Source organism: Micromonospora sp. NPDC049836, assembly GCF_044465125.1.
Classification (GTDB): Bacteria; Actinomycetota; Actinomycetes; order Mycobacteriales; family Micromonosporaceae; genus Micromonospora.
Window position 1 is genome coordinate 65,858 of the sequence record NZ_JBITLH010000004.1, and the last position, 21,546, is coordinate 87,403.

The 21,546-nt window shown below is 73.6% G+C and carries 20 protein-coding genes; 14 read left to right on the plus strand and 6 right to left on the minus strand.

What is annotated here, in order from left to right; genetic code table 11:
* Positions 1–25: 25 nt before the first annotated feature.
* From ACIBPB_RS11925 to ACIBPB_RS11985, 13 genes are all read left to right on the plus strand, one after another.
* Positions 26–643 carry a heme-copper oxidase subunit III gene (locus tag ACIBPB_RS11925; RefSeq protein ID WP_357327393.1) on the plus strand — a complete coding sequence of 206 codons (618 nt, stop codon included), beginning with the start codon at positions 26–28 and terminating at the stop codon, positions 641–643.
* Positions 643–1,041, plus strand: coding sequence for a hypothetical protein (locus tag ACIBPB_RS11930; RefSeq protein WP_357327396.1), 399 nt, complete (start codon positions 643–645; stop codon positions 1,039–1,041). The genes ACIBPB_RS11925 and ACIBPB_RS11930 overlap by 1 nt, the downstream gene beginning before the upstream one ends.
* A complete protein-coding gene (locus ACIBPB_RS11935; RefSeq protein ID WP_396839574.1) occupies positions 1,029–1,916 on the plus strand; it encodes a cytochrome c oxidase assembly protein in 888 nt (295 codons plus the stop codon). The genes ACIBPB_RS11930 and ACIBPB_RS11935 overlap by 13 nt, the downstream gene beginning before the upstream one ends.
* Positions 1,913–2,302: a c-type cytochrome gene (locus tag ACIBPB_RS11940; protein WP_396839575.1), complete on the plus strand. Its 390-nt coding sequence runs from the start codon at positions 1,913–1,915 to the stop codon at positions 2,300–2,302. Before ACIBPB_RS11935 ends, ACIBPB_RS11940 begins: the two co-directional genes overlap by 4 nt.
* 3 nt (positions 2,303–2,305) lie before the next feature.
* On the plus strand, positions 2,306–3,130 hold the full coding sequence (locus tag ACIBPB_RS11945) for a c-type cytochrome (protein WP_396839576.1): 825 nt from the start codon (positions 2,306–2,308) through the stop codon (positions 3,128–3,130).
* Positions 3,127–3,993, plus strand: coding sequence for a ubiquinol-cytochrome c reductase iron-sulfur subunit (locus ACIBPB_RS11950; RefSeq protein ID WP_396839577.1), 867 nt, complete (start codon positions 3,127–3,129; stop codon positions 3,991–3,993). Before ACIBPB_RS11945 ends, ACIBPB_RS11950 begins: the two co-directional genes overlap by 4 nt.
* Positions 3,990–5,717 (plus strand): cytochrome bc complex cytochrome b subunit, encoded by a 1,728-nt coding sequence (locus tag ACIBPB_RS11955; protein WP_396839578.1) that lies wholly within the window; start codon positions 3,990–3,992, stop codon positions 5,715–5,717. The genes ACIBPB_RS11950 and ACIBPB_RS11955 overlap by 4 nt, the downstream gene beginning before the upstream one ends.
* Positions 5,718–5,722: 5 nt before the next feature.
* Positions 5,723–6,205, plus strand: a complete 483-nt coding sequence (locus ACIBPB_RS11960; protein ID WP_396839579.1) for a DUF421 domain-containing protein — start codon at positions 5,723–5,725, stop codon at positions 6,203–6,205.
* An 84-nt stretch (positions 6,206–6,289) separates the two neighbouring features.
* Positions 6,290–8,137: a thiamine pyrophosphate-dependent enzyme gene (locus ACIBPB_RS11965; protein ID WP_396839580.1), complete on the plus strand. Its 1,848-nt coding sequence runs from the start codon at positions 6,290–6,292 to the stop codon at positions 8,135–8,137.
* On the plus strand, positions 8,134–11,211 hold the full coding sequence (locus ACIBPB_RS11970; RefSeq protein WP_396839581.1) for an FAD-binding and (Fe-S)-binding domain-containing protein: 3,078 nt from the start codon (positions 8,134–8,136) through the stop codon (positions 11,209–11,211). The genes ACIBPB_RS11965 and ACIBPB_RS11970 overlap by 4 nt, the downstream gene beginning before the upstream one ends.
* Entirely contained in the window at positions 11,208–12,296 is a 1,089-nt protein-coding gene (locus tag ACIBPB_RS11975) for an enolase C-terminal domain-like protein (RefSeq protein ID WP_396839583.1), read from the plus strand. Before ACIBPB_RS11970 ends, ACIBPB_RS11975 begins: the two co-directional genes overlap by 4 nt.
* Position 12,297: 1 nt before the next feature.
* On the plus strand, positions 12,298–12,657 hold the full coding sequence (locus ACIBPB_RS11980) for a hypothetical protein (protein WP_396839584.1): 360 nt from the start codon (positions 12,298–12,300) through the stop codon (positions 12,655–12,657).
* Positions 12,654–13,094: a PPC domain-containing DNA-binding protein gene (locus ACIBPB_RS11985; protein WP_396839586.1), complete on the plus strand. Its 441-nt coding sequence runs from the start codon at positions 12,654–12,656 to the stop codon at positions 13,092–13,094. The genes ACIBPB_RS11980 and ACIBPB_RS11985 overlap by 4 nt, the downstream gene beginning before the upstream one ends.
* Positions 13,095–13,099: 5 nt before the next feature.
* Here the strand turns inward: ACIBPB_RS11985 and ACIBPB_RS11990 are convergent, their stop codons facing one another.
* Positions 13,100–14,878 (minus strand): glycoside hydrolase family 15 protein, encoded by a 1,779-nt coding sequence (locus ACIBPB_RS11990; protein WP_396839587.1) that lies wholly within the window; start codon positions 14,876–14,878, stop codon positions 13,100–13,102.
* Between the two features lie 245 nt (positions 14,879–15,123).
* Here ACIBPB_RS11990 and ACIBPB_RS11995 point away from each other — a divergent pair, with 245 nt between their 5' ends.
* Positions 15,124–16,131 carry an SDR family oxidoreductase gene (locus ACIBPB_RS11995; protein ID WP_396839588.1) on the plus strand — a complete coding sequence of 336 codons (1,008 nt, stop codon included), beginning with the start codon at positions 15,124–15,126 and terminating at the stop codon, positions 16,129–16,131.
* A 9-nt stretch (positions 16,132–16,140) separates the two neighbouring features.
* Here ACIBPB_RS11995 and ACIBPB_RS12000 read toward each other — a convergent pair whose 3' ends face one another.
* The 5 genes from ACIBPB_RS12000 to ACIBPB_RS12020 form a co-directional block, all read right to left on the minus strand.
* Positions 16,141–16,452 carry a hypothetical protein gene (locus ACIBPB_RS12000; protein WP_396839589.1) on the minus strand — a complete coding sequence of 104 codons (312 nt, stop codon included), beginning with the start codon at positions 16,450–16,452 and terminating at the stop codon, positions 16,141–16,143.
* 148 nt (positions 16,453–16,600) lie between these two features.
* A complete protein-coding gene (gene tuf / locus ACIBPB_RS12005) occupies positions 16,601–17,788 on the minus strand; it encodes an elongation factor Tu (RefSeq protein ID WP_396839590.1) in 1,188 nt (395 codons plus the stop codon).
* A gap of 301 nt (positions 17,789–18,089) precedes the next feature.
* Complete coding sequence (locus ACIBPB_RS12010; RefSeq protein ID WP_396839591.1) at positions 18,090–19,268, minus strand: low temperature requirement protein A; 1,179 nt, start codon at positions 19,266–19,268, stop codon at positions 18,090–18,092.
* A 45-nt stretch (positions 19,269–19,313) separates the two neighbouring features.
* Positions 19,314–19,796, minus strand: a complete 483-nt coding sequence (locus ACIBPB_RS12015; protein WP_396839593.1) for an iron chaperone — start codon at positions 19,794–19,796, stop codon at positions 19,314–19,316.
* 229 nt (positions 19,797–20,025) lie between these two features.
* Positions 20,026–21,333: an exo-beta-N-acetylmuramidase NamZ domain-containing protein gene (locus ACIBPB_RS12020; RefSeq protein WP_396839595.1), complete on the minus strand. Its 1,308-nt coding sequence runs from the start codon at positions 21,331–21,333 to the stop codon at positions 20,026–20,028.
* Positions 21,334–21,546: the final 213 nt, after the last annotated feature.

Here is a 21,546-nt window from a genome sequence, read left to right on the forward strand (position 1 = left end):
GGTCGCGGACCGAGGGAGGCCGGGCATGACCGGAAGCACGTCGGCCACCGGCACCGAGGCCCTCACCACCGAGCTGCCGGTCGGTCGATCCACCGGTTGGTGGGGCATGGTGATGTTCGTCGTCACCGAGGGAACCCTCTTCGCCTGCCTGCTCGGCAGCTACTTCTACCTGCGCTTCCAGTACGGAGCCCAGTGGCCGCCACCCGGGATCGAGGAGCCGAAGCTGCTGCGCCCGCTGGTGATGACCGCCGTGCTGCTGCCCAGCAGCCTGCCGGTGATCTGGGCCGAGCACGGCATCCGCAAGGGCGAGCGGTGGCGGCTACGCTCCGGCCTGGCCGCCACCATCGTGCTCGGGGTGACGTTCCTGGCCCTGCAGGCCAGCGAGTACGCCGAGAAGCTTCGCGAGTTCACCATGACCACCGACGTCTACGGCTCGCTGTTCTACCTGATCACCGGCTTCCACGGCCTGCACGTGCTGGTCGGGCTGACCATGCTCGCCTGGCTGCTCGCCGCGTCCCTGCGCGGCGGCAGCTTCGGCGCCCACCGGCACGACCGGGTCCGCAACGCCGCCATCTACTGGCACTTCGTGGACGCGGTCTGGGCCGCCATCCTGTTCACCATCTACCTCTCGCCGAGGCTGTGATGAGCGCCCATCCCGGCCCGCGCGCCCGCCTCGCCGGCGGCCTGCTGTTCTGGTACGCCGTGCTCGGGGGCGCGTTCGCCTGGGCGGTGCACCTGCTGGCCGGTTGGGGCGTGGACGAGCTGACCTGCGCCGCGGGGTCCGAGCAGGTCGGGCCCCTGCCGCTGCGCGCCGTCGTCGCCGCCGCGGTGGTGCTGCCCGCCCTGGCGACCGTGGGCGCGCTGCTCGCCGCCGCCCTGCTGTGGCGGCGCACCGCCCCCTCGCCAGGAGAGGGCGAGGACCGTTCGGTGGGCCGCAGCCGGATGCTCGCCGTCGTGGGCATCTGGTCCAACCTGCTGTTCCTGACCATCATCGTGCTGGGCGGTGTCGCCCTGCTGGTGCTGCCGCCATGCCAGCGGTGACCGCCGCCGTCGGGGACACCGGCGAGGTGACCGGCGGGCTGCTCGCCATGCTGCTGGCCGCCGCCCTGGCACTGTCCGCCGCCGCGTACGGCCGGGGCGTGCACGAGCTGTGGGCGCGGCGCGGCGTCGGCGACGTCCTGCCCGGCTGGCGGGTGGCCGCCTTCGGGGTCGGACTGTTCGCCGTCCTGGGCGCCCAGAGCGGCCCGGTCACCGCGCTGGCCGAACGGGGCCTCGCCGGGCACATGACCCAGCACATGCTGCTGCTGCTCGTCGCCGGTCCGCTGCTGGCCGCCGGCGCCGCCGGCCTGCCATTCACCCTGGCCTGTCCGGCGACCGCCCGCCGACGCATCGCCCGCCTGCGCGTCGCCGCGGGCGTCCGGTGGCTGCGCCGCCCCGTGGCGGTCGCGCTCGTCGCCGGCGGCAGCCAGACGGTGGTGCTCTGGTTCTGGCACCTGCCCGCGTCGTTCCTCGCCGCCGAGCGGCATCCGGCCCTGCACGTGCTGGAGCACGCCTGCTTCGTCGGGTCGGCCTGGCTACTCTGGGCGCCGCTGCTCGGCACCGCCCGGCACCGGCTGCCCGCGCCCACCGGGATGCTGCTGCTGATCGCCACCATGCTGCCGGCGTCCGCGCTGGGCGCCGTGCTCACCTTCGCGCCCCGGCCGGTGTATCCGCCCGAGGTTCTCGGTGCCGACCCGCTGGCCGACCAGCAACTCGCCGGGCTCCTGATGTGGGCCCCGATGGACGTGGCGGCGCTGGTCGTCACGCTCGCACTGTTCCTGCGCTGGCTGCTGGCGCAGCAGCGGCGGCGCCCGGAGCGGGTGACCTCGCCCGAGGGCGACGGCCGGCTGACCGCTACCGAAGGAGTGGTGACGTGAAACGCAGCGTCCGCACGCCGCTGACCATGCTTCTCGCGCTGCCACCGCTGCTGGCCGCGCCCGGCTGCGCGAGCACCGATCCGCCCCCGCCACCCGAGGTGCGCGCCGGCCAGCCGGACCGTGGCGCGGCGCTGATCGCCCAGTACGGCTGCGGCTCCTGCCACACCATCCCCGGCATCAACCGGGCGGACGGACTGGTGGGGCCCCCGCTGACCCGCTTCGGGTCCCGCTCCTACATCGCCGGCAAGCTGGTGAACAACGCCGACAACCTGCAGCACTGGATCGCCGACCCGCAGGGGGTCGAACCGGGCACCGCCATGCCGGACCTGGGCGTCAGCCCGCTGGACGCCCAGGACATCGCCGCCTACCTGTACACGCTGGACTGAGTGATGGCCGTCTGGACGTACCGGTGGTGGCACCCGGCCCGGGCCGCGGCGGCGGGGGCGGTGATCGCGCTGGCTGCCGGGCCGGCGGCCCTCGCCGCCCCCGCGGCGGTCGCGCCTGGGAACGCCCCGGTCGCGCCGTCGCTCGCGAACGCTCCGGTCGCGCCGGCGCCCGCAACCGCCGCGCCGGCCCCTGCCGCGGGCGAGGAGCTGTACCGGCAGAACTGCGCCAGTTGCCACGGCGACCAGGGCCAGGGTGCCCAACGGGGACCGTCCCTGATCGGGGTGGGCGCGGCGGCGGTCGACTTCCAGGTCGGCACCGGACGGATGCCGATCCCGCGGGAGATGCAGCAGCCGCGCCGCGGCGAGCCGGTGTTCTCGGCGGACGAGATCGCCGCCCTGGTCGGGCACGTGACCAGCTTCGGCGGTGGAGGCCCGCAGATCCCCCGGGTGGGTGGGGGCAGCCTCAGCAGCGGCCGTGAGCTGTTCGCCGCCAACTGCGCCCCGTGCCACGGCGGCACCGGCGCGGGCGCGCCGCTGACCAACGGCTGGATCGCCCCGCCGCTGTACGAGGCCACCCCGGTGCAGGTGGCTGAGGCGATCCGGGTGGGCCCCGGGCTGATGCCGGTCTTCCCCAGCCAGGTGCTCACCGACCAGCAGGTGGACGACCTGGCCGGCTACGTGCAGCGGCTGCGTAGCGAGCGCCTGGACCGCGGCGGGAATCCGCTCGGGCGGCTCGGCCCGCTGGCCGAGGGCCTCGCCGCCTGGGTGGCCACGCTCGGCCTGCTCGTTGCCGCGGCCCGCTGGCTGGGCCGGAGGGCCGGCGAGTGAGCCGGCGGCCACGGGTCGCACCGGCCCCACCCGGCGTCAACCGGCGCATCATCCTGTCCTTCCTGGTCAGCGCCGCCGGCGCGACCGGCTTCGCGGTCACCTACGGCCTGGGCGGGCAGACCCAGTGGGAGGGAGTGTGCCTCGCGGTGGCCTTCGCCGGGCTGGCCATCGGCCTGGCGATCTGGGGCCGGCGACTGGTGCCGGTCGGTGGCTACGTCGAGGAGCACGAGGGCTTCGCGCCGCCCCCGGACGAGCAGGCCCGCACGGCGGCAGCGCTGACCGCGCCGGACAGCCCGATCCGACGCCGGGGGCTGCTCGCCACGCTCGGCCTGGCACTGACCGCGCTCGGTGTCGCGGCCCTGTTCCCGCTCCGGTCGCTGCTGCCCTGGGACCGTGCCCGGCCGGTGCGGGCGCGCACGGACACCCCGTGGGGTCCCGGGGTGCGGCTGGTCACCGCGGACGGCCGGCCGCTGCGCCCCGCCGACGTGCCGGCCGGCACGGTCGTCGGCGTGTTCCCCGAGGGCGCGACCGACGCCGGCGACGGTCCCGCCTTCGCAGTACGGCTGCGGCCGGAGCGGTTCACCCGGTCGCCGTCCGCCGGGCACCTGGACGGTCTGGTCGTCTACTCCGTGCTCTGCACCCACGCCGGCTGCCCGGTACGGCTCTATCTGAAGGGCACCGGCCGGCTGCTCTGCCCGTGCCACCAGTCCTCCTTCGACCTGTTTGCCGACGCCCGACCCGTTGCCGGTCCGGCCGCCCGGCCGCTGCCCGGTCTGCCTATCGAGGTCGACGCGGACGGGTACCTGCGGGCCACCGGCGACTTCACCGCGCCGCCGGGAGCGGGATTCTGGAGCCGGCCATGATCATGGATCGGCTCGCCCGCGCCTTCGACGACCGGCTGCGGCTGTCCCCGCTGACCCGCAGGGCGCTGGCGAAGGTCTTCCCGGACCACTGGTCGTTCATGCTCGGCGAGATCGCCCTCTACTCCTTCGTCGCGCTCATCCTCACCGGCGTCTACCTGACCCTGTTCTTCGACCCCAGCTCCGCCGACCGGGTCTACCACGGCTCCTACGAGCCGCTGGACGGCAGCACCACCTCCGCCGCGTACGCCTCGACGGTGCGGCTGAGCTGGGACGTCCGGGCCGGGCTGCTGATCCGGCAGACCCACCACTGGGCAGCGCTGATCTTCGTGGCCGCCATCCTGGTGCACCTGATCCGCATCTTCTTCACCGGCGCGTTCCGCAAGCCTCGGGAACTGAACTGGCTGGTCGGCATCACCATGCTGACGTTGGCCCTGGCCAACGGCTTCACCGGCTACTCCATGCCCGACGACCTGCTCTCCGGTCTCGGCCTGCGGATCATCGTCTCGGTGGTCGAGTCGATACCGCTGGTCGGCTCGTGGTTGGTCGCTCTCGGCCTGGGGGGCGAGTTCCCGTCCGAGGAGATGATCCCGCGGATGTTCGTCACCCACGTGCTGCTGGTGCCCGCGGTGCTGGTCGCCCTCGTCTCGGTGCACCTGGCGATGATCGTGCGGCAGAAGCACAGCCAGTTCCCGGCTCCGGGGCGCACCGAACACAACGTCGTCGGCTCCCGGCTCTATCCCAGTTACACCCTGCGCTCGCTGGCACTGTTCCTCTGGATCCTGGCGGTGCTGTTCGGCCTCGGCGGGCTCGTGCAAATCAACCCGGTCTGGCTCTACGGGCCGTTCGCGCCCGCCCAGTCCACGTCGCCCGCGCAACCCGACTGGTACGTCGCCTGGGGCGACGGCGCCCTGCGGCTGTTCCCACCCTGGGAGATCCACATCGGTGGGCATCTGGTGCCGGCCCCGTTCTTCCCCGGCGTGGTGCTCGGCGGCGTCACCTTCCTCGCCCTGTACGCCTGGCCGTTCCTGGAGCGGTGGTGCACCGGAGACCGCAGCCCGCACCAGCTGCTCGACCGGCCCCGCGACCACCCGGTCCGGATGGGCGTGGGCGTGACGGCCCTGACCTTCTTCGGGGTGCTGGTCGTGGCGGCCGGCGACGACATCCTCGCCCGGCTGCTCCGGGTACCGGTGTACGACCTGCTCAACCTGCTGCGCGTGCTGGTGCTCGTGCTGCCGTTGCTGGCCGGTGCGCTGGCCTTTCTGCTGGCCCGGGCGCTGCGGCGCGGCGACGCGGCGCGTCTCGGCGAGCTGACCCGGGCGGACCTGCGGGCCGCCCGCAGGCCGGCGGGCGGCGCCGACACGCGGGCGGAGCAGGACGAGCCGGAGGTGCCGGCCCCGGACCGCGCCGGGGAACGGATCGAGCTGTGGTCCGAGGGTGACGTGTGGCGCTGGCGTTACCGGGACGAGGCCGCCAGCGTCGCCATCCTGAGCAATCGGGTGGTGCTGACCGAGCAGGAGGCCGCCGAGTCGGCCCGGCTGGCCTATCCCGGGGTCGACCACGTGACCGTGCCGGGTCCCCCACCGTCCCCGCCGCCCGGGCGGGTACGCACCATGGTGCGCCGCTGGGGAAACGCCGCGCTCGGGGCGTCGCTGCTGCTCGCGGCGATCCGCCAGCGTCGGAGCCGGCGTCGTGACGACGGCGGGGACGGGCCTCGGCCGCGATGAACGCCATGACGGCCCTCATCGGTCATGCCGACCGGCTGGTCTGGGTCGCGCTGAAGGCGGTCCTGCTCTACGTGACCGCCGTGCTCGCGATGCGCGTCGGCGGCCGGCGCACCCTGGCCGAGCTGTCCGCGTACGACTTCGTGGCCGCCGTCGCGGTGGGCGCGATCGTGGGACGCCTGCCCAGTGCCCCGGACGCGAGCTACCTGTCCGGCGCGGTGACGCTGGTGGCGATCCTGGCGGCCCACGCGCTGATCACCTGGGTACGCCTGCGGCCGGCGGGCCGGCGGTTGATCGAGAAGGGGCCGGTGGTGATCGTGGCGCGGGGGCAGGTCCTGAGCGGCAACCTGCGGCGCGCCGGGCTGACGCGCGCCGATCTCGACGCCCTGCTGCGGGAGCGCGGAGTGGGTGAGGTCGACGGCGTGCACCTGGCGGTCCTGGAGGGTCGGGGACGGCTGTCGGTACTGCCCCGGGAGGCGGAGCGACGGTGAGGACGGCGGGCGGAAATCGGCCCGCTGGGTTGGTTTGCCGCTCGGGTGGCCGGGTAGCCGCCGCCTTGTCCGCCCTGGCCCGAGATGTCCGGAACGGCGGTGCACGGCGCCGCCGGCCGGCGTGAGCGGGAGAGGCCGGACGAACCCCGGAACGAGGAGGACGACGTGCAGGAGATCGTCGGCGAGAGCCTGGCCCGACGGCTGGTGGAGTGGGGGGTCGACACCGTGTTCGGCCTGCCCGGCGACGGCATCAACGGCCTGATGGAGGGATTCCGGCGGCAGCGGGAGAAGCTGCGCTTCGTGCTGGTGCACCACGAGGAGGCGGCGGCGTTCATGGCCACCGGCTACGCCAAGGCCACCGGCCGGCTCGGGGTCTGCTGCGCCACCTCGGGCCCGGGCGCGATCCACCTGCTCAACGGGCTCTACGACGCCAAGCTGGACCACGTGCCGGTGCTGGCGATCACCGGCATGCAGGAGACCTCCGTGCTGGGGTCGCACTACCAGCAGGAGGTCCACACCACGCAGCTCTACCAGGACGTGGCGGCGTACAACCTGATGGTCACCAACCCGCAGCAGATGCCGGCCGTGGTGGACCTGGCGATCCGCGACGCCCTGAGCAAGCGAACCGTGTCGCACCTGACGTTCCCCAACGACGTGCAGGTGGCACCCGCCAGCGAGGACCCGTACCGGCACGTCAGCCCGGGCAAGCCGCCGATGAGCGCGGCCGTGATGTCGTACCCGCAACTGCCGCCGGACCCGCGGGAGCTGGCCAGGGCGGCCGAGGTGCTCAAGGCCGGCCGGAAGGTGGCCATGCTGGTCGGCGTCGGTGCCCGGGGCGCCCGAACCGAGGTGCTCGCGGTTGCCGAGGCGCTGGCCAGCCCGATCGTCAAGACGCTGCCGGGCAAACTGGTGGTGCCCGACGACCATCCGCTGACCACCGGCGGGCTCGGTCTGCTCGGCACCGCGCCGAGCGAGGAGCTGATGGAGGAGTGCGACACGCTGCTGATGGTGGGCACCTCCTTCCCGTACGGGAAGTACCTGCCCGGCCCGGGGCGGGCGAGGGTGGTGCAGATCGACGTCGATCCCAGCCTCATCGGCATGCGGTTGCCGGTCGAGGCCCCGGTCTGCGCGGACGCCCGCCTGGCCCTGCGCGACCTGCTACCGATGCTCGGCCACGGCCCGGACCGCTCGTTCCTGGAGAAGTACCAGCGCAAGATGAGCGACTGGCGCGCGGAGATGACCAGCCTGGTGGACCCGGAGCGGTCGCCGATCGCGCCGCAGTACCTGATGGGCTGCATTGACGAGGCCGCCGCCGACGACGCCATCCTCACCTGTGACTCCGGCACCATCGCCACCTGGTCGGCGCGGCACTGGACGATCCGCGGCGACCGCGAGTTCTACCTGTCGGGCAACCTGGCCACCATGGCGCCCGGCCTGCCGTACGCCATCGCCATGCAGCACGCCTACCCGGGCCGACAGGTGATCGCGTTCGTCGGCGACGGGGGCTTCGCCATGCTGATGGCCGAGTTCCTCACCGCGGTCCGGCACGAGCTGCCGATCAAAGTCGTGATCAACAACAACAACTCGTACGGGCAGATCCTCTGGGAGCAGATCATGCTCGGCTACCCGGAGTACGCGGTGCGGCACCGCCAGCCGGAGGCGGACTTCTCCGCCTGGGCGCGTGGCTGCGGCGCGTTCGGGGCCAAGGTGACCGACGCGAAGGCCCTGCCCGGGGCCATCCGGGAGGCTCTCGCGCACCCCGGCCCGGCGCTGGTCGACTGCGACGTCAACCCGAACGAGCCGCCGATGCCCGGCAAGGTCAAGTATGACCAGGCGAAACACTTCACCGAGGCGTTCCTGCGCGGCCAGCCGCACAAGGTCGCCACCCTCGCCACGGTCGCCCGCGACAAGATCAACGAGCTGCGGTCATGACCGAGGTGCTGCCCGACCCGGTTCTGCGCCCGCCCGAGCCGGCCCGCGACCTCGACCTGTCCGCCCTCGCGGCCGACCTGCGGTCGGAGGTCGACGGCGAGGTCCGGTTCGACAGCGGCTCCCGCGCCGCATACTCCACCGACGCCTCCAACTACCGTCAGGTCCCCCTCGGTGTCGTGGTGCCCCGTACCGTGGCGGCGGCCGTGACCGCCGTGGCCGTCTGCCGTCGCCACGGCGCGCCGCTGACCTCCCGCGGCGGAGGCACCAGCCTGGCCGGCGAGTGCACCAACACGGCCGTGATCCTCGACTGGTCGAAGTACTGCCACCGACTGCTGGAGGTCGACGCCGAGAGCCGGACCTGCCTGGTGGAACCGGGCATCGTGCTCGACGAACTCAACGCGCAGCTCAAGCCGACCGGACTGGAGTACGGTCCCCGCCCGGCCACCCACAACCACTGCACCCTGGGCGGCATGCTCGGCAACAACTCCTGCGGCGCCACCGCCCAGCGCACCGGCAAGACGGTGGACAACATCGTCGAGTTGGAGGTGCTGCTCTACGACGGCACCCGCATGTGGGTGGGGGAGACCACCGACGAGGAGTACGCGCGCATCCAGCGCGACGGCGGCCGCAAGGCGGCGATCTACCGGCAGTTGCGGGCACTGCGCGATGAGTACCTGGCCGACATCCGCACCCGCTATCCGGACATCCCGCGCCGGGTTTCCGGCTACAACCTGGACAGCCTGCTGCCCGAGAAGACCTTCCACGTGGCGCAGGCCCTGGTCGGGTCCGAGGGCACCCTGGTCACCATCCTGCGGGCCCGGCTCAAGCTCGTGCCGATCGTCAAGGCTGAGGCGATGGTGTTCCTCAGCTACCCGGACATCGCCGCCGCCGGCGACGACGTACCCCGGGTGCTCGAGCACCAGCCGATCGCGCTGGAGGGCATCGACGACAAGCTGGTCAGCTTCGAGCGGCGCAAGAGTCTGCATCCGCACGCCCTGCACGAGCTGCCCGAGGGCGGCGCCTGGCTGATGGTCCAGCTCGGCGGGGACACGCCGGAACAGGCCCGAGCGGCGGCCGACCGGCTGATCGCCGCCGTCCGCCGCGACGGCGGACCCACCGTGCACGAGTTCGCCGACCCCGCCGACGAGAAGCGAATGTGGGCGGTCCGCGAGGCCGCCCTGGGCGCCACGGCCCACGTCCCGGACTCGGAGAACACCTGGCCCGGTTGGGAGGACTCCGCGGTCGCCCCGGACCGGCTCGGCGACTACCTGCGCGACCTGCGCAAGCTCTACCGCGAGTACGGCTACGAGCAGGCCTCGCTGTACGGGCACTTCGGGCAGGGCTGCGTGCACACCCGCATCCCGTTCCGGCTGCGCACCGCCGAGGGGATCCATGACTTCCGCTCCTTCATCGAACGCGCCGCCGACCTGGTCGTTTCCTACGGCGGCTCGTTCTCCGGCGAGCACGGCGACGGGCAGGCCCGTGGCGAGCTGTTGCCGAAGATGTACGGCGACCGGCTGATCCGCGCCTTCGGTCAGTTCAAGGCGATCTTCGACCCGGACGACCGGATGAACCCGGGCAAGGTGACACCGCCGTACCCGCTCGACAGCCACCTGCGGCTCGGCGTCGACTACGACCACGGCGGGGTCGACACCGCCTTCGCCTATCCCGACGACGGCGGCAGCTTCGGCAACGCCGTGCTGCGCTGCGTCGGCGTCGGCAAGTGCCGCCGCCACTCCGGCGGCGTCATGTGCCCCTCCTACATGGTGACCAGGGAGGAGGAACACTCGACCCGCGGCCGGTCCCGGCTGCTGTTCGAGATGCTCGACGGCACCGCCCGCGGCGGCACGATCGGGGACGGCTGGCGCTCGGCCGCCGTACGGGACGCGCTCGACCTCTGCCTGGCGTGCAAGGGCTGCAAGGCGGACTGCCCGGTGAACGTGGACATGGCCACCTACAAGGCCGAGTTCCTGTCCCACCACTACGCCGGCCGGCTCCGCCCCCGCCCGCACTACTCCATGGGCTGGCTGCCGCTGGTGGCCACCGCCGCCGCACGCCTGCCGGGCGTGGTCAACGCCCTCGCGCACGCACCCGGGCTCAGCCGGCTGGCCAAGAGCATCGGCGGAATCGACCAGCGGCGGGACATTCCCGTCTTCGCGCGGGAGTCGTTCCAGCGGTGGTTCGCCCGTCGTACCCCGAACGGCGACGGCTCCCGGGGGGACGTCGTGCTGTGGCCGGACACCTTCACCAACCACTTCCACCCGGGCGTGGCCCGCGCCGCCGTGGAGGTGCTGGAAGCGGCCGGCTGGCGGGTGCGGGTGCCGGACCGCCCGGTGTGCTGCGGGCTGACCTGGATATCCACCGGGCAGCTGGGGGTCGCGAAGCGGGTGCTGCGCCGCAGCGTGGACGTGCTGCGGCCCTACCTGCGCGCCGGCGCCCCGGTGGTCGGCCTGGAACCGAGCTGCGCGGCGGTGTTCCGCAGCGACGCCCACGAGCTGTTCCCGGCCGATGACGACGTCACCCGGCTGCGCGAACAGACCGTGACCCTGGCGGAGCTGCTGCACGATCACAGCCCCGGGTGGCGGCCGCCCCGGATCCCGGCCCACGCCCTGATCCAGACCCACTGTCACCACCACGCCGTCCTCGGCGTCGCCGCCGACCAGGCCGTCCTGTCCGCGGCCGGCGTCGAGGCGGAGTTCCTCGACTCGGGTTGCTGCGGCCTGGCCGGCAACTTCGGCTTCGAACAGGGCCACTACGAGGTGTCCGAGGCGTGCGCGGAGCGGGTGCTGCTGCCGGCCGTCCGGGACGCCGAGGAAACCGATGTCATCCTCGCCGACGGGTTCAGCTGCCGCACCCAGGTCGAACAGAGCGCCTCCGCCGGGCGCTCCGCGATCCACCTGGCCGAACTGCTCCGCGCCGCCCGGCACACCGACACGGTGCCGCGCCGCCCGGAGCAGAGCTGGGCCGACCGGCCCCGACCGCCCTCGGCGTTCGCCCGGTGGGCGGCGTCAGCCCTCGTCTCGGCCGGCGCCCTGGCGGCGGTGACCGAGCTGATCCGCCGGCGGATGCGATGACCCGGCTACAGCTCACGGCCGAGGCGTACCGGGTTCCCACCGACGCCCCGGAGGGAGACGGCACCCTCGCCTGGACCAGCACCACCCTGGTGCTGGTCCAGGCGCGCGCCGACGGGCACACCGGCATCGGCTGGACCTACGGACCGACGGGCACGGTCAGCGTGGTGACGGACCTGCTCGCGCCGGTGGTCGCCGACCTCGACCCCGACGACGTACCGGCGGCCTGGACGAGCATGCGCCGCCGGCTGCGCAACGCCGGCCGGCCGGGTGTCGCCGGGCTGGCCCTGTCCGCCGCCGACTGCGCCCTGTGGGACCTCAAGGCACGCCGGCACGAGCTCCCGCTCGCCCGGCTGCTCGGCACCGCCCGGCACGAGGTGCCCGTCTACGGCAGCGGCGGCTTCACCACCTACGACGCGCAGCGCCAGCACCGGCAGCTCGCCGGCTGGGTCCACGAGCAGGGCATCCCGCGCGTCAAGATCAAAATAGGGGAGTCGTGCGGCACCGAGGTGCAGCGCGACCTGAGCCGCATCGCCGCGGCGAGGCGCACCATCGGCGACGACGCGGAGTTGTTCGTCGACGCCAACGGCGCCTACCAGCGCAAGCAGGCGGTACGGGTGGCGCACGCCGCGGCGGAGCTGGACGTGCGCTGGTACGAGGAGCCGGTCAGCTCCGACGACCTGCCCGGTCTCGCCCTGGTCCGCGACCAGGTGACCCCGGACGTGACGGCGGGGGAGTACGGCTTCGACCTGGTCTACTTTCACCGGATGGCCCCGTACGTGGACTGCCTGCAGATCGACGTCACGCGCTGCGGCGGGATCAGCGAGTTCCTGCGCGCCGCCGCGGTGGCCGCCGCCGCCGGCATTCAGGTCTCCGGGCACTGCGCCCCGCACCAGCACCTGGCGGTCGCCGCCGCCACGCAGAACCTACGGCACCTCGAGTGGTTCCACGACCACGTCCGGATCGAGGCGATGCTCTTCGACGGCGCCTCGTCGGCCACCGGCGGCACGCTTCCCGTCCCGACCGACCGTCCCGGCAACGGCCTGCGGTTCCGCGCCGAGCAGGCCCAGCAGTTCCGGGTGGCCTGAGATGACCCGCCGCGAGCTGGGACGCGGGGCGGTGGGTGTCCGGCTGGTGTGGGCCGGCCTGCTGCTGCTCGCTCCGGGCGCGCTGCTCCGCCCGGTCGGTCCCGCCACCACCGCCGCGCTGACGACGCTGCGGGTGCTCGGCGCCCGGCACCTGGTCCAGACCATCGTGACCTCTTGGCGGCCCACCCGGGCGGTGCTCGCCGCCGGGGCGGCGGTCGACGGCATCCACGCCGTCACCGCACTCGCCCTCGCCGCCGCCGACCCGCGGCAGCGTCACGCCGCCCTGGCCGACTCCGCTGTCGCCACCTGCTGGGCGGCGCTGGGCGCGACCGCCGCCGCCCATCAGAAGGGAGAGCTGTGAGGATCGACGAACTGCACCAACCGACCGGCCGGGTGCTGGTCGTCGTCTGCGACAAGGGTGAGGAACCGGTCACCACGATCGGCGACGCGCTGCGCCGTCACGGCCTGCGCGCCGGCCGAGTGACCGCCGTGGGCGGCTTCCAGGAGGCCGAGGTCGGCTGGTTCGATCGGGAACTGGCCGACTACCGGCACATCCCGGTGCGGGAACAGGTGGAAGTGCTGTCACTGGTCGGAGACGTGGCCGCCCGCGACGGCGAGCCGGCCCTGCACGTGCACGCCGTGCTCGGCCGCTCCGACGGCAGCACGGTGGGCGGGCACCTGCTCTCGGCCCGCGTGTGGCCGACGCTCGAGGTGATCGTCACCGAGGTCGCCCCCGAGCTGGCCAAGCGGGTCGACCCGCAGACCGGACTGGCGCTCATCTCGGGCCCCGGCCGCTGACCCGGTCAGCGGCAGGGATCCACCTGGCCGAGGGTCACCGCCGTCTCGAGCATCAGCGCGTGGACGAATCCCTGGGGCAGATTGCCCCGCAGCTGGCGCTGCCGCACGTCGTACTCCTCGGTGTAGAGGCCCGGTGGCCCGCACGCGGCCCGGTTGCGTTCAAACCAGCGGTTCGCGCCCACCGCGTCACCGGCCTGCCACGCGGCCAGGGCGGCGGCGAACCCGCAGAGCAGGAACGCGCCCTCGGCGTCGCCGAGCGGCCGCCGGTCGGGACGGAACCGGTACAGGTAGCCGTCCTGCGCCAGCTGCGCGACGACCGCGCGGCGGGTCCGGTCGGTCCGCGGATCCTGTGCCGGGAGCGCTCCGCGGATGCCGGGCAACAGTAACGCCGCATCGATCCGGTCGTCGTCGTAGGACCGCCGCCAGTGCCCGTCCGCGGCGAGCCCGTTCCCCGCGGCGTCGGCGAGAATCCGGTCGGCAAGCGCCGACCAGTGCGCCGCCGGGCGCGCCGTCGCGGTGCGGGCGGCCGCCCGCAGGCCCGCCACACTGGTCAACTTCGAATGCGTCCACTGGCGGGGCGGCAGCTCCCAGATCCCGGAGTCCGGCTGCGACCAGCGCCGCTCGATCGCGTCGGCGACCACCTGCATGGCGCGCCGGCCGTCGCTGTCGAGCCGGTCGTGCTGCTGCGCAGCCGCCAGCACCATCAGCACCTCGCCGAAGGCGTCCAGTTGGAACTGGCCGTGCACCCAGTTGCCGGTCCGCGCGCCGGCGCCCGGGTAGCCGGGCAGGCCGTCCAGCGGCTGCTCCCGCGGCACCGGATCGCCGTCGACGGTGTACGCGGGAGCCAGGTCGTACCCGTCGGCCAGAACCCGGCCGGTCAGGAAGGCGACGGCGTCGTCGAGCAGGTCGTAGCGGCCGACCAGCGCGGCGGCCTGACCGGCGAAGGACTGGTCACGAATCCACGCGTACCGGTAGTCGTAGTTGCGCCCCGCCATCGCCCGCTCGGGCAGGGCCGTGGTGGCGGCGGCCACCATCCCGCCGCCCGGACGAGTCATGCCCCGCAGCACGGCGTAGGCCAGCGCCGCGTCGCGGCTCGCCGGCCCGGCCAGCGAGGGGACCACCGACCCCCAGTGGTGCTCGGTGGTCCGCCACAGCTCGCCGGGCGGCTCATCCGGCCGGTCGAGCGGCTGGTCGGCGAGTTCCAGCACCAGGTCGTGCCGACCACCGGCAGGGACCGTCAGCTCACCGACGAGAAAGCCCTGCCCGTCGCGGTGCAGCCCGCCGCCGCCCTGCAACCGCAGGTGCAGCCCGCCGGTGCGGGCCAGCCACCGGTCGCCGTCCCGGCTCACGTCCCGCACCGGCTCCCGGCCGAAACCGGCCCGTGGATCCAGCAGCACCCGCACCCGCGCCGGCTGGTCCAGCGCCCGGACCTGGCGCAGCAGTACCAACCGGTTCGCTTCGCCGGGGAAGACCAGCGCCTCCCGGGACTCGACGATGCCGTTCTCGGTGACCCAGCGGCTGCGCCAGATCAGCGAACCCGGCTCGTAGTGCCCGCCCCAGACGAACCGAGCGTCCGCCGGCGCGACCAGGAACCGCCCGGCCCCGCCGAGCAGTGAGCTGAACACCGCCGGGTCGGACCAGCCGGGCGCGCACAGCCAGGCAACGTCCCCGCCCGGGCCGATGAGCGCGCCCCGATGCCCGTCGGCCAGCAGCGCGTAGTCGCGCAACACCGCCGGAGCGGTGCCGGCGGTTCCATCCGCCGGCGACCCGTGACGGCGGGTCACCGGCAGGCCTCGTGCGGACCCTGCCAGGTGCGACCCGTGCGCTGGTGGCCGGGACCGGCTGTGCCCATGGCTGTCGTTCCCCTCGTCGACGTCCGTGGCGCGCAGTACCCGTACCTTCCCGGCTGACACCCGACCCGGAGCCCTTCCCGCCCGGCCGGGTCGCGCGCATTCGACGCCGCCGGATGACTGGCCGGGTCACCGGCGGGTAGTGCGGCAGCCGGAGTCGACGGCAGAGGGGGACAGTCATGGGCAGACGGGACATCCAGGTGGCGGTGGTCACCGGCGCCAGCGCGGGAGTCGGTCGGGCCACGGTCCGACTGCTGGCCCGCCGCGGAATCGCCATCGCGCTGCTGGCCCGAGGGCGGGTCGGGCTCGACGCCGCCGCCGAGGAGGTGCGGGCCGCGGGGAGCCAGGCCCTGCCGATCGAGGTCGACATGGCCGATCACGACCAGGTCGTCGCCGCCGCCCGGCGCATCGAGGCGGAGCTGGGGCCCATCGACCTGTGGATCAACGATGCCTTCAGCTCCGTCTTCGCGCCGTTCCAGGAGACCCGGCCGGAGGAGTTCCGGCGCGCCATGGAGGTCACCTACCTCGGCTACGTGCACGGCACCCGCGTCGCCCTGTCCCACATGTTCCCCCGCGACCGCGGCACCATCGTCCAGGTCGGCTCCGCGCTGGCCTACCGGGGCATCCCGCTGCAGGCCGCCTACTGCGGGGCGAAGCACGCCATCGTCGGGTTCACCGAGTCCCTGCGCTGTGAGCTGATGCACCAGCGCAGCAACGTGCGGGTGACCATGGTGCACCTACCGGCGCTGAACACCCCGCAGTTCGACTGGCTGCTGTCCCGCCTGCCCCGCCACGCCGAGCCGGTGCCGCCGATCTACCAGCCGGAGGTCGCGGCACGCGCCATCGTCGGGGCCGCCGACCGGCCGCGCCGGCGCGAGTACTGGGTCGGCACCTCCACCGCGCTGACCATCCTCGGCAACCGGGTCGCTCCGGGCCTGCTCGACCGGTATCTGGCCCGTACCGGCTACAAGTCCCAGCAGACCGGCCGCCCCGCCGACCACGACCGGCCGAACAACCTCTGGCACCCACTCGACGGACCCGGCGGCCACGACTACGGCGCACGAGGCAGCTTCTCCGGCCGGTCCCACGGCCGCAGCCCGCAGGCCTGGCTCTCCCGGCACCGGGTCGCGACCGCCGCCGGCGTGCTGGGGGCCGCAGCGGGTGTCCTCGCCTGGCGCCGGCGCTGAGCCGCGAGATCACAGCTGTCCGGTCGCCCCAGGTGCGCACACCGCACCGGCCCGCCGGTTCGCGTCGGGCAGGTCCGCCACCGGCGGCGGCAGGAGGCCACGGTCGGGTGCACTGCTGATCCGCCGCACCGCCGCCCGCACCGCCGCGGCCCGCAGCCGCCCGCCACCGGCGTGCAGGAGCGCCGCCCTGGCCGCGTTCGCGCCCGGGCCACCGTGCACCCCGCCGCTCAGGTTGGCGGCAACCAGACCGTTGTGCCCGGCGCCGACAACCACGGCGTCGTAACCGCCGGTGCTCACCGGTGCCGCCCGGTCCGCTCCCATGTCCCTGCCTTCCCCGGAGATTCGTGGCGAAACGAGCGGTTGGCGGCCCGGATGCGACGCCGCGGACATCACCGCCGGCCGGCGGTGCCGGAACGAGTCCGCCACCGCCGACCAACGGCTGGATCCGCGAGGGACCCTGGCCCGCGGTTCAGTCGAGCAGGCCGGTCACCGTTCCGGCGGCCACCGTGCGACCGCCCTCCCGGACCGCGAAGCCGAGCCCGACGTCCATCGCGATCGGCTGGCCCAGCTCCACCGTCAGCTCGACGGTGTCGCCCGGCCGGACCATCGGCACGTCACCGAGGTCCACCGCCCCGACCACGTCCGTGGTGCGGAAGTAGAACTGCGGTCGGTAGTTGGCGAAGAACGGGGTGTGCCGTCCCCCCTCGGCGGTGGTCAGCGCGGACAGCCGCGCCCGGAACCGCCGGTGCGGGGTGACGCTGCCCGGCAGCGCCACCACCTGACCCCGCTGCACCTGGTCGCGCTTTACCCCGCGCAGCAGTACGGCGGCGTTGTCGCCGGCCTCGGCGGTCGCCAGCGCCTTGCCGAAGGTCTCCAGCCCGGTCGCCACGGTGGACAGCGTCGGACCGAGACCGACGACCTCGACCGGGTCGCCGACCCGCAGGGTGCCCCGCTCGATCGCGCCGGTCACCACGGTGCCCCGCCCGGAGATCGTCAGCACGTTCTCGATCGGCATCAGGAACGGCTCGGCGAGCGCGCGCGGCGGCACCGGGACGTACCAGTCGACGGCGTCGAGCAGCTCCACGACGGACGACACCCAGCGCGGGTCGCCCTCGAGGGCGCGCAACGCCGACACCCGGACCACGGGCACCTCGTCACCGGGGAACCCGTAACCGGACACCAGTTCCCGGATCTCGAGCTCGACCAGGTCGAGCAGCTCCGGGTCGTCGACCGCGTCGGCCTTGTTCATCGCCACCACCAGGTACGGCACCCCGACCCGCCGGGCGAGCAGCACGTGCTCGCGGGTCTGCGGCATCGCCCCGTCGAGTGCGGAGACGACCAGGATCGCGCCGTCGACCTGCGCCGCCCCCGTGATCATGTTCTTCACGAAGTCGGCGTGCCCGGGCATGTCCACGTGGGCGTAGTGCCGGGTCGCGGTCTCGTACTCGACGTGGGCGATGTTGATGGTGATGCCCCGCGCCACCTCCTCCGGCGCCCGGTCGATGCCGTCGAAGGACACGAACCGGTTGACGGCGGGGTCGCGGTCGGCGAGGACCTTGGTGATGGCGGCCGTCAGGGTCGTCTTGCCGTGGTCGACGTGACCCATCGTGCCGATGTTGAGGTGCGGCTTCGCGCGCACGAACTGGCTCTTGGCCATGGGGTTACTCCACCGTGGAGGAGAGCTGGCGGGACGACGAACGCGGGCGGATGCCACTCCGCGGGAACCGCGCCAGAACCGCGCGTCACGGCGCGCCCCACCGGGCAGCGCCGGAACAACCGGGCCACCCTCCTCCGTGGTTCTGCCGCAGCGGGAGGAGGGTCAGCCTCGGGTATCAGCCAGCCACGCGCACACGGCGGCGGCGCCCGGCAGGTGGAAACCTGCGGGCCGCACGGAGCCGACGGTGCCGAACATGGCGATCACGCTAGCCCCGAACGGCCGGCCGGTCGACCGATATTCCCTAGCGCGGCGGCGAGGGCGCCTCGCCCGGATGCCGCCGCTCGCCGATCGCGTCCCAGGTCGCGACCCCGGCGAGCACGGCGGTCGCGGTCGCGGCGGCGAACAGGGGCGCACGGTGCAGCAACGCCGGCGTCGCGGCGGCGAGGGCGACCAGCCCGAGCAGCCGGGACGGGGAGAGCCGGGCGAACACCTCGTACTCCAGGCAGGACCGGCCGGCCAGGAACAGCGCGGGCCCGCCGAGGATGACCGCGAGCCAGACCGGGTTCTGGTGGCCGCCCGGTTCCCGGATGACGAGCGCGTAGCCGACGCCGGCGGCGAGAATGCCGGCCACCATGACCAGTTGGGTGTAGTACGCGGACTTGCTGAGCCGGTCCGCGTGGGGGGCGACCTGCACGGCGGTGACGAACACCGTCCCGGCCCGGTGGAAGTAGATCCGCCACATCAGCACCGCGGTGGCGAAGGAGAGCGTGCTGGGCGCCACCCGGTCGGGGGTGAACTCGTCGGCGAACGTCGCGCCGGTGAGCAGGATCGTCTCGCCGATGGTGATGACGATGAGCTGCTGGTAACGCTCGGCGAGGTACTCACCCGCGCGCCGCCAGTCCGCCGCTCTGGTACGCCCCAGCCCCGGCACCGGCCAGCCGGACACCAGTCCCGCGTGGTCCACGGCGACGGCGAGGGTCCAGAGCGCCCCGCGTCCGGGGCTCTGCGGGAACAGCGCCGCCCCGGCGAGCCACGGCACGGCGGACGCCGTCGCCCACCACAGGCGCCGGAGCGGGTTGTGCCGTTCCCGGTCCCGCCGCGCGATGAGCAGGATGACCGGCTTGCCGATCTGGATGGCGACGTACGTGATCGCGAAGAGCAGCCCGCGCGCGCCGAACGCGTGGGGCAGCGTGACCGCGATGATCATGCTGCCGAACATCGTCCAGACGATCAGCAGCTGGGTGACGGGTTGCTCGGGCTCGACCCGGCTGGTCACCCAGGCCGCGTGGACCCAGATCATCCAGAGGGCCAGCAGCAACAGCACCGTCTGGCCGACCTCGGGCAGGACGACCTGACGGTCCGTGGTGAAGTCCTCGATCAGGCGCTGCGAGAACCGGGTCAGCACGAAGACGAAGACCAGGTCGAGGAGGAGTTCGCCCTCGCGGCCCTGCAGCAGTCCTCGCCAGCCGCCGATCGTCATCCACTGCCCGCGTCTCGTCCGTCCCGCACCGGTTCACCGGCAGTCCTACCATGCCAATCGGGTGTTTTGCCGGGATTGACGAGATCGCCGGGGTGCCCGGCACCGGCTCGGCCCGCCGGAGCCGGGGCACGGCACCGGCCAGGCGACCGCGGCCCGCACCAGCTCGGCGACCCGCTTCTCCACCTCCGGGCTCCACTGCCGCAGCGCGTACGCCACCGGCCACAGGTCGCCGTCGTCGAGGTTGGCCGCGTCCTGGAAGCACAGCGTCGAGTACCGGTAGTTGAACTTGCCCGAGTTCTGGAAGAAGAGGACGATCTTGCCGGCCGCGTTCGCGTACGCGGGCATCCCGTACCAGGTCGTCGGCGACAGCTGCGGGGCGTTGGCGGTCACCGTGACGGGCACCCGCTCGGCGAGCACCCGGTCCTCCGGCGCCATCTTCGCGATCCCGTCCAGCAGCGCCTGCAGCTCGTCGGCCTTCTTGTCGCCCTTCTTGCCCTCGGCGCGCAGCTCGGCGGCGCGCTCCTTCATCGCGGCCCGCTCCTCGGGGCTGAAGCCGTCGGACCCGTTCGTGGACTTCGCTGCGGACTGCTCGGTCTGCCTTTCGCCGTTGACGGTTCGGCGCTCCCGCCGATCACCTGGGGAAAGGCTAGGCGGCCGGCAACGCCGGCGGCTTCTCGATTCCTGATCACATCGCGGGACCGGCCGTTCGGGGAGCCGGCTCAACCGGCCGGGCGTCACGGCTGCCGACCGGCGGCGCTCAGTAGAGCAGGTAGGGCTTGCGCTGCGCGGTGAACGCGGCCAGCTCGTCGGCCCAGGCGCCGACCACGTCGTCCACGTCGGCCCCGGCGTCGATCTGGGTGCGCAGCCGCGGCGACCCGGTGAGCTTGTCGATCCAGTACGGGCGAACCGGGTCCCAGGAGTCGCTGCGCCAGGCGAAGGCCGGATATCTGCGCGCCTCCACGAGCATCGCCACCGCGGTGCGGATCGGGTCGTAGACCGCCCGGTCGACCACCTTGACCTCGACGCCGGCACAGAGCTTGTTCAACAGCTGCGGCTTCTGCCCGGCCGAGGTCGGCGAGAAGTACGCCTCGCGGAACTCGACGCCGGGCAGGTCGCGGGCGTTGAGGCGGTCGCCCCAGTGGTGGTCGAAGTCGGTGGCCAGCCCGCCGATCAGCTCGAACGGGCGGCAGGTGCCCCGGCCCTCGGTGATCGACGCGACGCCCTCGAAGAGGCCGGTGCCGGGGTAGACCAGGGCGGTGTCCGGGGTGGGCATGTTCGGGCTGGGCATCACCCACGGCACGTCGGTGTCGGCGGCGAGGCGGTCCCGCTTCCAGTGCTCGCAGAGCACCACGTGCAGGTCGACCGGTCGCCCGGCGTCGGCCGGCAGGAATGTGCCGTTGAAGAAGCGGGCCAGCTCCCCGACGGTCATGCCGTGCTGCTGCACGATCTCCTTGAGGCCGACCCCGGAGGTGTACGGGGCGGTCATCATCGGCCCGTACGCCCGGCCGCCGATCGGGTTCGGGCGGTCCAGCACCACGTACCGGAGGCCGACCCGGGCCGCGGCGACCATCGAGGTGTACATGGTCCAGATGTAGGTGTAGAAGCGGACGCCGACGTCCTGGATGTCGAAGACGACGGTGTCCACGCCCGCCTCGGTGAACATGCTCTCCCAGCGGGCCTGGGAGGCGCCGTACGCGTCGTAGACCGGGATGCCGGTGCGCGCGTCGACGCCGGTGCCCTCGCTGCCGCCGGCCTGGGCCGAGCCGCGGAAGCCGTGCTCCGGGCCGAACGCCGCGGCCAGCCGGACCTGGCCCGAGCCGTGCATCAGGTCGACGAGGTGGCGGTAGGCCCCGTCGACGCCGGTCGGGTTCGACACGACGCCGACCCGCTGGCCGGCGAGCACCGCGAAGTCGGAGGCCACCAGCCGGTCCAGACCGGTCCGGACCCGGCGCACACCCGGGCTGGCCGCCGCGGGCGCCAGGGCCGCGCCGACCCCGAACGCGCCGGCGCCGGCGCCGAGCGCTCCGCTGCCCACCGCGCCGGCGAGGAAGTTCCTACGCTGCATGGGGTTGCCTCCTACCAGCTCAGGCCGTGGCCCTCGGGACGTGGCTGAAACTTAGCTACATATCAATGAGGCGTCAAGAAGCTTAGCTACAGCGCGGGCCGGCGGCGGCCGAGCGGATCCGGGGCAGGTCGGGATCACCGGCCGGAACAGGGGCGCGGTCGACCGTGGTCCACCCGACGGGGGTGCGGCGACGGGCGCCGGGGGGAATCCGGG

What these genes read in the sequence shown, in the direction of transcription:
- ACIBPB_RS11925 (WP_357327393.1), top strand. Translation starts at nt 26, where the DNA reads ATGACCGGAAGCACGTCGGCCACCGGCACCGAGGCCCTCACCACCGAG.
- ACIBPB_RS11930 (WP_357327396.1), top strand. Translation starts at nt 643, where the DNA reads ATGAGCGCCCATCCCGGCCCGCGCGCCCGCCTCGCCGGCGGCCTGCTG.
- ACIBPB_RS11935 (WP_396839574.1), top strand. Translation starts at nt 1,029, where the DNA reads ATGCCAGCGGTGACCGCCGCCGTCGGGGACACCGGCGAGGTGACCGGC.
- ACIBPB_RS11945 (WP_396839576.1), top strand. Translation starts at nt 2,306, where the DNA reads ATGGCCGTCTGGACGTACCGGTGGTGGCACCCGGCCCGGGCCGCGGCG.
- ACIBPB_RS11955 (WP_396839578.1), top strand. Translation starts at nt 3,990, where the DNA reads ATGATCATGGATCGGCTCGCCCGCGCCTTCGACGACCGGCTGCGGCTG.
- ACIBPB_RS11960 (WP_396839579.1), top strand. Translation starts at nt 5,723, where the DNA reads ATGACGGCCCTCATCGGTCATGCCGACCGGCTGGTCTGGGTCGCGCTG.
- ACIBPB_RS11965 (WP_396839580.1), top strand. Translation starts at nt 6,290, where the DNA reads ATGTCCGGAACGGCGGTGCACGGCGCCGCCGGCCGGCGTGAGCGGGAG.
- ACIBPB_RS11970 (WP_396839581.1), top strand. Translation starts at nt 8,134, where the DNA reads ATGACCGAGGTGCTGCCCGACCCGGTTCTGCGCCCGCCCGAGCCGGCC.
- ACIBPB_RS11975 (WP_396839583.1), top strand. Translation starts at nt 11,208, where the DNA reads ATGACCCGGCTACAGCTCACGGCCGAGGCGTACCGGGTTCCCACCGAC.
- ACIBPB_RS11980 (WP_396839584.1), top strand. Translation starts at nt 12,298, where the DNA reads ATGACCCGCCGCGAGCTGGGACGCGGGGCGGTGGGTGTCCGGCTGGTG.
- ACIBPB_RS11995 (WP_396839588.1), top strand. Translation starts at nt 15,124, where the DNA reads ATGGGCAGACGGGACATCCAGGTGGCGGTGGTCACCGGCGCCAGCGCG.
- ACIBPB_RS12000 (WP_396839589.1), bottom strand. Translation starts at nt 16,452, where the DNA reads ATGGGAGCGGACCGGGCGGCACCGGTGAGCACCGGCGGTTACGACGCC.
- tuf (WP_396839590.1), bottom strand. Translation starts at nt 17,788, where the DNA reads ATGGCCAAGAGCCAGTTCGTGCGCGCGAAGCCGCACCTCAACATCGGC.
- ACIBPB_RS12010 (WP_396839591.1), bottom strand. Translation starts at nt 19,268, where the DNA reads ATGACGATCGGCGGCTGGCGAGGACTGCTGCAGGGCCGCGAGGGCGAA.
- ACIBPB_RS12015 (WP_396839593.1), bottom strand. Translation starts at nt 19,796, where the DNA reads ATGAAGGAGCGCGCCGCCGAGCTGCGCGCCGAGGGCAAGAAGGGCGAC.
- ACIBPB_RS12020 (WP_396839595.1), bottom strand. Translation starts at nt 21,333, where the DNA reads ATGCAGCGTAGGAACTTCCTCGCCGGCGCGGTGGGCAGCGGAGCGCTC.